This is a genomic window from Streptomyces sp. NPDC093801 (assembly GCF_040701585.1).
Classification (GTDB): domain Bacteria; phylum Actinomycetota; class Actinomycetes; order Streptomycetales; family Streptomycetaceae; genus Streptomyces.
On sequence record NZ_JBFBDP010000011.1, the window covers coordinates 163,184 to 175,137 of the forward strand.

Below are 11,954 nucleotides of genomic sequence, written 5' to 3' on the forward strand. Positions count from 1 at the left end.
TGCGTCAGTTGCCGCCCGCACCGGTCGCGGCCGGTTCCTGGAATGGTTCGAGGTGCGAGATCTCCGCGAGGGACAGGTGCAGGGCCTCGTGCAGGAAGCGGACGATCGTCCAGTGCGGCAGGATCCCCTCGTCCATCGGGCCGAATTCCTCGCAGTACAACGGAATCCAGCGCAACGCCTCCTCGACGGCCCGCTCCCGGCCGGGGTCGGCCTGGTAGTCCTCGTACCCGATGCTGCGGTGGTGGACGAAGAAGCCCCCCGGGAGGCGTTCCTCGCACAGCGCCCGGTACTCGCGGGTCTGCAGGATGAGGAAGTGCCAGATCTCGTCGATGTCCTGCTCGACCGGGAGGAAGAGCCCGCCCAGGCGGTCCGGGTGCGCGGAGACCAGGTAGAGGTAGCGCATGCATTCCAGCACCTGGCGTTCGGCGTACGGGCGCGGTACGCCGGTGCGGCGCTGCGCGTGGCGGACCGCTTCCTCGTGGAGCGGCTCGCCGAGCAGGGCGCGCAGCGCGTCGGGCGTCGTACAGGGACTCATGCGCCTCCTCCTCGGAGGTCCGCGGCCGGCGGTTCCCGGTCGTCCGCGACGGCGAGCCAGGCGTACTTGCCTGACGCGCCGATCGGCAGGTGGGCGGTGTGCTCGGTGGTGCAGGGCCGCCCGGTGAGGGCGGTGACCGCGGCGGCGAGCGCGGCGTCCCGGCCTTCGGCGGGCGGGCGGCCGTCGAAGGTGGTGTAGCGCAGCCGCGCCGCCGAGCCGGGGCCGGCGTGTGTTTCCAGGCGGTAGAGGAACACCTCCGGCGCGGCGGCGGCCACACGGTCGTCGAGGTCGGCCTGGGCGACGGGCCCGTGCGGGGTCTCCAGCAGCTCCTTCTCACGCCCGCAGAACGCGACGACCTTCGCCGGGTCGGGGCTGCCGTCCGAGGTGCGCACGCAGTCGCCCGAGCGGTAGCGCACCAGAGGCATGTACGGGTTGCGGATGCTGGTGACGATCAGGCTGTGGATGCCGCTGCCGGGGGCCACGGGGACGAGCTCGATGCCCATGCGGTCCAGGTACGGGTGGTAGCGGCCGTCCCGGTCGCCGTAGTAGAGGTACCCCAGCTCGGTGCTGCCGAAGAGGTCGATCACCGGGACGCCGAACCGCCGGGTGAGGTAGCGGCGGACGTTGGCCGGGGTGTACTCGTACGCGGTGACGATGCTGGCGGGCTGCGGGAACGCCTCGGAGCCCCACAGGCCGAACTCCTCGGCCCGGCGGACCAGGTGGGCGAGGTGGTAGCCGGAGCAGTCCAGGTGGTAGGCGCCGTCGGGGTGCGCGGCGGAGACCTCGCGGATCTCGGCCAGCATGCGCTCGATGTCGGCCCGGTCCCACCGCCCCGGGTCCAGGCGCAAGTTGAGGTACAGCGTGCGCTCGTCGAGTCGGCGGTCCTCCGGCGTCGGGGCGGCGGCCGGTTCGGTGCCGTCGCGGCGGGCGTTGACGCGCGCCACGTGCTCGGTGGCGAGCACGGTCGTCAGCGAGACCCGCCGGCAGCCGGCCGCCCAGGTCTTCGCCAGGTCCGGGTGCTCGCTCCACAGCCGGTAGTAGGAGCGCAGCAGGAAGTACGGGGGCCGGATGAGCTGCATCCGGGCGTGGTGGGTGCCGGTCGACCAGACGTACTCGGCTTCGCCGGCGGCCAGCGCGGCGGCCAGGCGCGGGGTCATCCAGTTGTCCGGAAAACCCCGTGCTATCTCGGGCTTCTCCAGGATGGGGAACGCGTCCCGGTCGAGCGCGGGGCGGTAGACGGGGATGTCCCGGATGCAGTCGAGGACGTCGGCGACCCGCAGGCCGTCCGACTGGGGGATGCCGGTCGGGGTGGTTGTGCCGTCCATGGCCACTTTCCGTAGCGGGGCTGGGGGATGGGTCCGCCCGGGGCGGCGCCTCCGGGGCCGGCGGACGGGAACGTGGTCCCGTCCGCGCCGCGCCCCCGAAGGCCCCGCACCCCGGGCGGTCGGGCCGGACCGGTGCGTCAGGAGATGCAGCCGGTCTTGCCGGCGAGGCTGATGCAGCCCTCCTTGGGCGAGGCGCTGATGCAGCCGTCCTTCGCGGCCTGCACCGAGTTGGCCTCGACCCAGCGGCGCCAGACGTCGTCCTGCGTCATGGTGCGGATGAGCTTCTCCACGGCGATACCTCCAGTGAGGGGAACAGCACGGCATCGGTGTTTTCCACCGCCCCACAAAGGTAAAGAGAACACCAAGGGAGGGTCAATGAAAAACCAAGGGATGGCGGGTAATCGCGGGAGGAGGGCCGAAACCGGCCCGGCCGCCGCAGCGCGCCCGGAGGGCCGCAGCGGCGCTCAGGGCTCCACCGGAACCCCGATGGTGGCCCCGCGCTGCTGCGCCCAGCCCTCCAGGGAGGTGCGGCAGGCGTGGTCCAGGTGGCGAAGCCCGGAGAGGTCGAGCTCCACGGGGTGGCCGCAGGGAAGGGCTTCGAGGGTCCCGAGCATCCGGGGCAGCCGCAGGAAGGTGGCGGAACCGCTGAGGGTGACGAGGAACCGGCCGTCCGTCGTCTCGTGCACGTCGAGGTGGACGTGGGAGGTCTCCCAGGCGCTCTTGGCCACGGCCAGGGCGATGCCGAGCAGGACGCCCTCGAACATGTTCGTGACGATGATGGCGATCGCGGTGGCGGCCAGGACGAGGGCCTCGCCGCGGTGGGAGCGCCACAGGGGGAGCAGGTCCTTGACGGGGATGAGCTTGCAGCCCGCGTGGACGAGGACGCCGGCGAGGGCGGCCAGGGGGATGACGCCGATCGCGGCCGGCAGGAGGGCGGCGAAGAGCACGAGCCACAGCCCGTGCAGGACGCGGGAGAGCTTGGTCCTGGCTCCGGCCTGGACGTTGGCCGCGCTGCGCACGATGACGGCGGTGAGGGGCAGGGCGCCGAGCACCCCGCAGATGGCGTTGCCCGCACCCTGCGCCATCAGCTCCTTGTCGAAGTCGGTCCGCGGCCCGTCGTGCATCCGGTCGACGGCGGCGGCGCTGAAGAGGCTTTCGGCCGAGGCGATCAGGGCGAAGGCGATGATCGTGCCGACGGCCGCGAGGCTGCCCAGCGAGGCGAAGTCCGACAGTCCCGGCGGCTGGACGGCGGCCAGGAGCCCCTGTACGTCGACACGGGGGACCGACCAGCCCGCCGCGGCGGTGACCGCGGTGGCGAGGGCGACCGCCGCCAGCGGGGCGGGCACCGCCCGGGCCTTGGCCGGGAGCCTCTTCCACAGGACGAGGACGGCGATGGTGGCCGCACCGACGGCGAAGGAGGCCGAGGCTGCGCCGGTCGAGGCGATCTCGGCGGCCAGCCGGGGAATCCCCGCGATCTTGCCGAGTCCGGAGCGGGGCTGCTCGACGCCGGCCATGGTGTACAGCTGCCCGAAGATCAGGACGAGTCCGATCCCCGCGAGCATGCCCTGGACGACCGCCACCGTGATCGCACGGAAGAACCGGCCGAACCGGAGTGCCCCCATCACGAGTTGGGCCAGTCCGGAGATGAGGACGACGGCCCCCAGGGCGCCGAGGCCGAACTCCTGCACGGCTTCGAAGACCAGGACGGTCAGACCCGCGGCCGGGCCGCTGACCTGGAGGCTGCTGCCGGGCAGGCAGCCGACGACGAGACCGCCGACGATCCCGGTGACCAGTCCGAGTTCGGCGGGTACCCCGGAGGCCACGGCGACTCCGACGCACAGGGGCAGGGCGACCAGGAAGACGACGAGCGAGGCCAGGAGGTCTCGTCGCAGATGGGCGGGCTTCTTGAGGGTGGAGAGCATCAGTGGACTTCCTCGCACGGCGGAAGCGGAAGGGGAAGGGGGGAAGGCGGCCCGTGGGGAGGGCGGATGCGGGTCACAGCGGCCGGAAGGAGGTGGCGGCCGGCTGGTACGCCTGCACGGCCCCGGTGTGGACCTCGTAGTACCAGGCGTGCACCGCCAAGGTCCCGGCCCGCACCCGTTCCGCCACACAGGGGTGCTCGTACAGCCGCTCCAGCTGGGCGACGGCGTGGCGCTGGACGGGCTCGGCGAGGTCCGCAGAGAGGGGCGCCGTCGTCTCCGGCCGGCCGGCCGCGTGCTCCAGCCAGCCCCGAACGGCGGGCAGGCCGGAGAGGTCGCCACCGCTCACCAGGGCGTCGACCGCCCCGCAGTGCGAATGGCCGCACACGATGACGTCGCGGACCCCCAGCACCCGTACCGCGTACTCGATGGTGGCCGTTTCGGCAGAGGGACGGCTGCCGTTGTACGCGGGGACGATGTTGCCCGCCGTCCGCAGCTCGAACAGCTCACCCGGACGGGCGCCGGTGATCAGGGACGGCACGACTCGGGAGTCGGAACAGGTGATGAAGAGGACTTCGGGGCTCTGCCCGGCCTCGAGGGCGTGGAACTCCTGGGCACGTTCCGCCACGTGGGCTGTGAAGGACCGTGCGTTGTCGACCAGGGACTTCATGGTGGCCTTTCTCCTGCGCTCACGGCGGTATGCGGGCGCGGTGTGTTCAGGTCATCAGTCGATGGGTGGATCGGCGCGCCCCAGGGGCCTGACGCCGGTGTTCGCGTGTCACCGCCCATGCCACGAGCCGACGCGGGACGGAACGAGGCGGGGCGACACTCGGTGATCCGTTTGACCACCTAGCGACCACATCTTTGCCTGAAGATTACCTCGCCCGCGGGGGCCCGTCACGGTGCAATAACGGCCAATCACCGCATGCCACCGGGGTAGTTGGCGGATTTCCAACGGCCATCCGTTCGGGTGCGGGCCCCCCGGGACGAAAGCGGCCGGCGAGCCACCCCCACTTCCCGTGAGACCGGACATGCACCAGGATGTCGCTCCCGTGCCGCCGCGCCCCGTGCACCCGCCGGCTCCACGCGCGGCGACCACGACCACCACCGCACCCACCACCGCACCCGCCACCGCCGACGCCCCCGGGACGGGCCGCGTGCCGCGTGCGGAGACATGGAGCAACCGATGGGAACCACCACCACCGGAGCCGACCGGGTCGACGCCGTCGTCGTCGGCGCCGGGCTCTCGGGTCTCTACCAGCTGTACCGGCTGCGTGAACTCGGCTTACGCGTAGCGGTCTTCGAGGCCGGTGGGGACATCGGCGGCACCTGGTACTGGAACCGCTATCCCGGCGCACGCTGTGACATCGAGAGCATGTCGTACTCGTACTCCTTCTCCCCCGAACTGGACCAGGAGTGGGAGTGGAGCGAGCGGTACGCGTCCCAGCCGGAGATCCTCCGCTACATCCACCACGTCGCCGACCGCTTCGGCCTGCGCGGGGACGTCACCCTGCACACCCGCGTCACGGGCGCGGCGTACGACGGCACCGCCCACACCTGGCGCGTCTCCACGGACACCGGACGCACCGTCACCACCCGTTTCCTCATCCTGGCCTCGGGCTGCATGTCGGCACCCAAGGACCCCGGGATTCCCGGGCAGGACCGCTTCACGGGCGAGGTCCTGCACACCGCCCGCTGGCCGCGGGAGGAGGTCTCCTTCACCGGCAAGCGGGTCGCCGTCATCGGGACCGGGTGCTCCGGGGTCCAGGCCGTCCCCGTGATCGCCGAGCAGGCGGCCGCACTCACCGTCTTCCAGCGCACCCCGGCCTACGCGCTGCCCGCCCACAACCGGCCGCTGCTCGACGCCGAGACCGCCGAGCTCAAGTCCCGGTACCCGCAGTTCCGCCAGGCACAGCGGCTCTCCCGGGGCGGTACCGTCTTCGAACCGCCGACCGGTTCCGCCCTCGCGGCCGACGAGGCGGAGCGGACGGCCGCCTACGAGGCCGCCTGGGAGTCGGGACTGCTCAGCGGGCTGCTCCGCACGTACACCGACATCCTGACCGACGAGAAGGCCAACGCGACGGTGGCCGAGTTCGTCCGGTCCAAGATCCGCTCGACCGTCGACGACCCGGAGACGGCCGAGGCGCTCTCCCCCCGGACGTTCCCGTTCGCGACGAAGCGCCCCTGCCTGGACACCGGCTACTACGCGACCTACAACCTGGCGCACGTGACGCTGGTGGACCTCCGCGCGACCCCGATCGAGACGATCACGCCCCGGGGAATCCGGACCACGGAGGGGGAACACGTTCTCGACACGATCGTCTTCGCCACGGGCTTCGACGCGCTGACCGGTTCCCAGCTCGCCATCGACATCGTGGGCAGGGCCGACGTGAGCCTGAGGGAGAAGTGGGCGGACGGCCCCCGCAGCCACCTCGGGCTCGTGTCGGCGGGCTTCCCCAACCTCTTCACCGTGCTCGGCCCGCTCAGCCCGTCCGTCCTCAGCAACATCGCGGTGTCGCTGGAGCAGCAGGTGGAGTGGATCACCGACTGCATCGCCCATCTGGTCCGGAACGGCCTCACGGAAATCGATGCCGCACCGGAGGCGGAGGAGGCGTGGAGCGCCCACGTCGCGGAGCTCGCGGACCGGACGCTCTACCCGGCGGCGGAGTCCTGGTACAGGGGATCCAACGTCCCCGGAAAGCCGCGGGTGTTCCTGGCCTACACCGGCGGGCTGGACCGGTACCGGATCGCGTGCGACGCCTCGGCCCGAAACGGCTACAGCGGCTTCCTCCTCTCAGGCGACGCCCGCGAACGTTGACGGGTGAACGCCCGCCTCACGACGCGCGAGGGTCCCCTCTCGTGCTGCCGGCAGCGTGACGCGCCCGTCGTTGAGCCGGGAGGTCAGCGAAGTGAAGGCCCCGGGGCATCGTGACTCCCGGGGCCTCCGTTCGTGTGCCCGCATGTGGCGCAGTGCGCGGCCGGTGTGGCTACCGGGCTCCGGCCGGCCCCCACGTCGTTGGCAACCCGCAGTCCGGTCTTCGCATCTGGACTGGCACCTGCGGGGATGCCCTGGGTCGCGCCGGGCGTTGCGGGTGGGTGACCCGCCCACTGGTAGGGCGGCGTCAGCGGCCCAGCCCGTGCCAGACGTCGAGCACGGGCCCGTATCCCGCACCACTCGATTCGCCCGCCAGGAGCCCCACCGTGCTGGAACGCGCCCCGCGCAAGGACGGCATGCGGCGGCACTCCAGGCTCACCGTACGTGTGGTCAGTCGAGACGTACGGGTACGACGGCCTCGCGAGCGGCCTGCTCGACCGCGGAGCGGGCTGCGGTCTCGTCGCGGTCCGGATCCCCGCCGGGGACGGGCGCCAGCAGATACCGGACGCTGACGGTCACGTTGGCGACGCGAACCAGAACAGCCGCCTCGCGGCCAGGCACCGAAACGCTGCTGGCCTCGTCGCCCAGGCCGCCCACCGTTGTGGTGCGTGATCCTTGTCCCCCGGCGAAGCGCCGGTTCAGGGCCTGCTGTTCGCGCGCGGCGTCGGTCGCGCTCCCGCCCATGGTCCCCCGCCATTCGGCGAGGTCGTACTCGATCCAGAGCGTCGTGCCGTTCTCGGCATCCCGCCAGACGCAGCGAGATCCGAGCCCGTAGCCGGCGTTGAGGGGCTGGTCGCCGTCGCCGCGGGCATGCGGGGTCAGACGCGAGGCGGCAGCAGTCCCGGCCAGGCACGGATCGGGCAGCCGGGAGGCCTCGTGACGACCCGGCCACCACGGTGCGTTCCACGGGCGGTCCGCCACCACCGCGACCGGCACCAGCACCACCATCAGCACCAGCCACACCCATCCGTTCGACCCGGACGGCAGACGCGCCAGTGCGGCGTTCCCGCCACCCGTACCCTCGCGCCGCATGCCGACCCGTCCGAACATGGTGACAACCACCGAAACCCCGAGTAGCAGGCTGAGCCACCAAAGGGCCAATTCGCTACCCAGCAAGCCCCGGCTGTGGAACCAGCGGCTCACCGCAAGCAGCCCGACCACGAGAAGAAACCAGGACGCGAGGACGAGACGGGACGGGCGCGGTCTCGAGGGACCGGTGCTCGGCGGTATCTCAGGCATCTGCTCTCCGCACGGGTGGGTATCTGGGGGGACTGTCCTTCCCCCTGGTGTATATCCCTCCTCCATGCCGCTGTGTACCCCACCGCAACCCGTGGCGGGCACTTCGTCGCCGCCCGGGAGGGCCTTGCCGAGCGGAAGAGGATACCCGACGGCGAGCGGCGCGCAATCGCCGACTGCGCGAACGAGGTCGGCGGTACGGACAGGCCGCGAGCTCGATGGGCCTTGGGACGTCCTGGAGGGCCGCGCGCTCCGACGCACCTTCCTGACCACCGCGGCCGGGACGCCGAGGCACGTCGGCCTCGGCGGCCCGCCGCGCGATGTCGGCGGGAGGGACCGGACATCGCGTGGTCGTGGGCGTTCGGCCTGGACAGGATCGGCATGCTGGTGGAGGCCTGCGCCGAATCCCTCCCGGAGTCCGGGACAGTCGCATCCCATGAGGCCTCGAGCTCCGGCGCAGCCCCCACCGCCGACGGAGAACACGTCCCTGCACGTCGTTGGGCGCGGCCGTCCAGAGGAGGGGCCGTGGATTTGCCGTCGGCTTCGGCGGCAGTGGTCTGGTGACCGCTGCGCAGGGTGCCGCGTACCGCCGGTGGGGGGATGCGTCAGCGGCGTCCACGCCGACGGGCTCGCGTCGGCGGGCGCTCGGGGCGGTACAGGGCTTCCGGCGGGACTGGCAGACAGGGCTCCAGCGGGCTTCGGTCCAGCACGAGCCTGCCCAGCCCGGTCAGCGCGTCCGCCCCAAGCCGGCCCAGAACCGCGTCGCAGGCCCCGTACAGGCTGCCGCCGTCGCCGACCAGGAGTACACAGTTCCGATGCGCGAACTCCCCCACCGGGAACACGGGCTCCCCCGCCGCCCGGCTCCAGGTGCCCACCCAGCCCAGCACATCCGCGCCGCCGCGGATGTCGATGTCGGTCTGACTCTCGCCGGAACCGTCCCGCGGATCGGCGAACACCAGATGCAGTCCGCCGTACTCAGCCAGGAACTCCCTCGCCGCGCGCGGCGGCGGCCCGTACTGCACCACCATGTCCGGCGTGGGGCCCGGTCCGACGCTTCGGCCGGGCGTCCACCCCGCTTCACACAAAGCCTCCAGCGCCGCGGCAGGGTACGCCTCGTGGCGGGGCCTGGCATCGAGGGGCGGTACCCGCTCGGGGTCGGTGCTCATCGTCCGGCTCCGGTCATCTGCAGGGACCCCCGGCCATGGACTGGTCGCCGGGGAACGGCGCGGCGCTGCAGCCACGCGGGACGAGTATCACAGAGGCCGACGACCCCTTGCCGGGGCATACCGGATCCTCGAAAGCGTCCATCGCGGGGCCGGGGCGGCCCGTCCCGGACCGTGGGCCGCTCACCCGTTGCCGTCGTGCTTCCGGTAAAAAGCGAGGTCGCCGACGTTCCCGCTCTGTCTGTCCATCTCCAGCACCCGTCCGCCGCTGGGGCCCCCTACGGCGGATGCGCCGCGGTGTCCGCTGCTCGCGCACACCGGCGGCACGCCAGGGCCCGCTCGCTGCACGCGATGTCCTGGAAACCTCCGGAACCGGTGACATCGGCCTGCGGTTGCCCGGGCGTAGGCCTGGGCGAGTTCGGCGTGGCCCTGGCCCATTTCGTAGCCGGCCATGACCGCGTTGTACTGGGCAGCGGCAGCACATTGCTGACAGCCCTTCACTTGGAATACGACGGGCATGACCGCCCATAGGCCAGGTACCGGCCCTTCTTCATGCAGCCCTGCCGATGCCGTCCGAATCCAGGCCGAAGGCTCTCACGAGCAGGGCAAACACGATGCCGTTCCCTGCATCCCGGCCTCTGCCGTACCCGCCGAGGCCCGCGCCCACGGCCGGGCTCGCGACGTCCGCTCGACCGGGCAGGCACTCGCCGCCGCCGAATCGCTCCTCGCCTCCGTCCACCTGGGCACCCGCGACGCCGGACACGTCGGCCTGATCCGAAGGACAGGGCCTACTGAGCATCTTCAACGAGGCCACTGATCAAGGCCAGTAGTGGAGCGCTTGCAGATCGTGAGCAGGATTGGTGATCATGGATGCGCTGCGATCGTCGGCCCACATCGATGGCCATCGCGGTGGTGTGGTCGCGAGGACCGTCGTGCGGCACAACCCCTGCGACTCCCCCGAACCCGCGCCACAGAATGCGACATGAAAGAGATTTGATGCGAGCAACAATCGCCAAAACCGCGGTGGTCGCGCTACTGGCCACCGGTCCTGCTGCCTTGATCACCGCCGCCACCGCCTCCGCCTCGGAGGACACCGGCACCACCATCTCGGCGCCGAGCGCTTCGGAACCGCAGGAAGAGCCTGCCTCCACCGAGACCGAGCCGTCCCTTGCCGTTCGCGCTCCGGAACCGGGCAGGACGACGGCACCGCCCCCGGAACCGGGAAAGACGACCACACCCCCGAAGCCGAAGCCGGGCAAGACGACCGCAGCACCCCCGAAGCCGAAGCCGAAGCCGGGCAAGACCACGGCCGCACCCCCGAAGCCGGGCAAGACGACGCCCGCACCCCCGAAGCCGAAGCCGAAGCCGGGCAAGAGCTACGAGGGAACAGCGGACTTCTTCTCCGGCAATGGTGTGGACGGGGCGTGTGGCCGGGCCTTCAACGACCGCGATCTCGTTGCCGCGCTCGACCCGACCATGTTCGGAAACTCGGCCTCTCACTGCGGCAAGAAGGTCATAGTCACGTACAAGGGAAAGTCGATCGTCGCGACGGTCCTTGACGCCAGCCCGACCGCGGAAAAGCACGGCCTGGACCTGACGCGCGCCGCATTCGAGGCACTCGCCCCCCTCGACCAGGGGAGGATCAACGTCACCTGGCGTTTCGCGGAGTAGCCGGCCGTCCGCCACCGGGGCCACGGGCTCGGGAGGAACGAGGACACTGCCACGCCCCGGGCGCCGCTCTCGCAGAGCTGGGCGTGGCCTGGGCGTGGGCTGGGCGTGACACGCCACCTCGCCCGGCGTTGAGCCGCGAGCTCAGCGAAGTGGAGATCCCGGGGGCGTCGTGACCCCCGGGTCCTTCGTTCTGATTCGGGCACCGGACGTTGGTGCAACACGGGCTGCAGCACAGTGCCCTTGACGGCTGTCGGGTCGCGTTCGTACAGGTCAGGGCTGCAACGCGCAGGCGTGTTGCAGCGCCGGTGTTGCACGGCCCAGCGGGTGCGTTGCAGCGATCGTACGGACCGGTGCTGGAGCCGGGCTCAGCGGCAGGCGCGCAGCGCGACGAAGTGACGTCCTCGCCCGCTGGTCCACCGTTCGGCCTCGGTCCATCCGGACGCCACGGCGTGACGGCGGAGGGCAGCGACCCCGACCACGGCCCACGGGAAGACGGCGCTGACCGGCCGGTGGCCGGAGTGGATCCGGACGCGGCGACGCTCGTCCACCTCACGGGCGGCGGTCTCCACCAGGAGGAGACCCTCCGGGGCAACGACCTCCCGGATGCGATGCAGCAGCCGTCGAGGCTCGCCACCGATCCCGATATTGCCGTCGATCAGCAGCGCGGTCCCCCACCGACCCTCGTCGGGAAGCGGTTCGAAGACCGACCTGCTCACCGCTGAGCCGCCCCGGCAGGCAGTCGTGATCACTGCGATGGGACAGACGTCGATGCCGAGGACGTGGTGGCCACGCCCCGCAAGCGCCTCGACCATGCGGCCGGCGCCGCACCCGATGTCCAGGACCCGGTCGGTGCACCGGCGCAGTACGGTCCGGTCGGCCGCGTCCGCCCGGGCACACCACCTTTCCAGTTCCAGGGGGGAGGACCAGCCTTCCGCATCGCGCAGGGACAGCGGCAGGGCACGCTGTGGGGCGTGGATCGCCCGCGCGTAGGAGGCGGTGCTCCAGGCCCGGTATTCATGAGCGGTCACCCCCCATGTCTCGCCCCGACCTGTGACCGTGGTGCGTTCCGGACCGCGGATTCCCCCGGACGGCCTCCTTTCGTGATCACCGCGACACGTGGTCGCCCGGCGCAGGAGCGGCCGCCGACAAGGGCGCCTGGGGCGGTGTCTTCGATTTCAGCGCGCCTCAACCACCGTACGCCGAGGGGCGGCCCCGGGGCACCGGGCCCGC

Annotated in this window: 10 protein-coding genes; 2 read left to right on the plus strand and 8 right to left on the minus strand. The window is 71.7% G+C overall.

Features of this window, described 5'->3' with window-relative positions:
• Nucleotides 1-4 precede the first annotated feature (4 nt).
• From AB0469_RS15020 to AB0469_RS15040, 5 genes are all read right to left on the minus strand, one after another.
• Entirely contained in the window at nucleotides 5-535 is a 531-nt protein-coding gene (locus tag AB0469_RS15020) for a hypothetical protein (RefSeq protein ID WP_366451800.1), read from the minus strand.
• Complete coding sequence (locus tag AB0469_RS15025) at nucleotides 532-1,860, minus strand: hypothetical protein (protein ID WP_366451801.1); 1,329 nt, start codon at nucleotides 1,858-1,860, stop codon at nucleotides 532-534. Before AB0469_RS15025 ends, AB0469_RS15020 begins: the two co-directional genes overlap by 4 nt.
• Nucleotides 1,861-1,997: 137 nt before the next feature.
• Nucleotides 1,998-2,150, minus strand: a complete 153-nt coding sequence (locus tag AB0469_RS15030) for a hypothetical protein (protein ID WP_366451802.1) — start codon at nucleotides 2,148-2,150, stop codon at nucleotides 1,998-2,000.
• 174 nt (nucleotides 2,151-2,324) lie between these two features.
• Nucleotides 2,325-3,782, minus strand: coding sequence for a SulP family inorganic anion transporter (locus tag AB0469_RS15035; protein WP_366451803.1), 1,458 nt, complete (start codon nucleotides 3,780-3,782; stop codon nucleotides 2,325-2,327).
• Between the two features lie 73 nt (nucleotides 3,783-3,855).
• On the minus strand, nucleotides 3,856-4,449 hold the full coding sequence (locus AB0469_RS15040; RefSeq protein WP_366451805.1) for a carbonic anhydrase: 594 nt from the start codon (nucleotides 4,447-4,449) through the stop codon (nucleotides 3,856-3,858).
• 516 nt (nucleotides 4,450-4,965) lie between these two features.
• On the opposite strand from AB0469_RS15040, the gene AB0469_RS15045 reads away from it, so the two are divergent.
• A complete protein-coding gene (locus AB0469_RS15045) occupies nucleotides 4,966-6,597 on the plus strand; it encodes an NAD(P)/FAD-dependent oxidoreductase (protein ID WP_366451806.1) in 1,632 nt (543 codons plus the stop codon).
• 447 nt (nucleotides 6,598-7,044) lie between these two features.
• On the opposite strand, the gene AB0469_RS15050 is transcribed toward AB0469_RS15045, so the two are convergent.
• Both AB0469_RS15050 and AB0469_RS15055 read right to left on the minus strand, forming a co-directional pair.
• A complete protein-coding gene (locus AB0469_RS15050) occupies nucleotides 7,045-7,815 on the minus strand; it encodes a hypothetical protein (protein WP_366451807.1) in 771 nt (256 codons plus the stop codon).
• A 680-nt stretch (nucleotides 7,816-8,495) separates the two neighbouring features.
• Nucleotides 8,496-9,056 (minus strand): SUKH-3 domain-containing protein, encoded by a 561-nt coding sequence (locus tag AB0469_RS15055; protein WP_366451808.1) that lies wholly within the window; start codon nucleotides 9,054-9,056, stop codon nucleotides 8,496-8,498.
• A gap of 993 nt (nucleotides 9,057-10,049) precedes the next feature.
• Here AB0469_RS15055 and AB0469_RS15060 point away from each other — a divergent pair.
• On the plus strand, nucleotides 10,050-10,724 hold the full coding sequence (locus tag AB0469_RS15060; RefSeq protein ID WP_366451809.1) for an RlpA-like double-psi beta-barrel domain-containing protein: 675 nt from the start codon (nucleotides 10,050-10,052) through the stop codon (nucleotides 10,722-10,724).
• 365 nt (nucleotides 10,725-11,089) lie between these two features.
• Here the strand turns inward: AB0469_RS15060 and AB0469_RS15065 are convergent, their stop codons facing one another.
• Nucleotides 11,090-11,752 carry a methyltransferase domain-containing protein gene (locus AB0469_RS15065; RefSeq protein ID WP_366451810.1) on the minus strand — a complete coding sequence of 221 codons (663 nt, stop codon included), beginning with the start codon at nucleotides 11,750-11,752 and terminating at the stop codon, nucleotides 11,090-11,092.
• Nucleotides 11,753-11,954 lie beyond the last annotated feature (202 nt).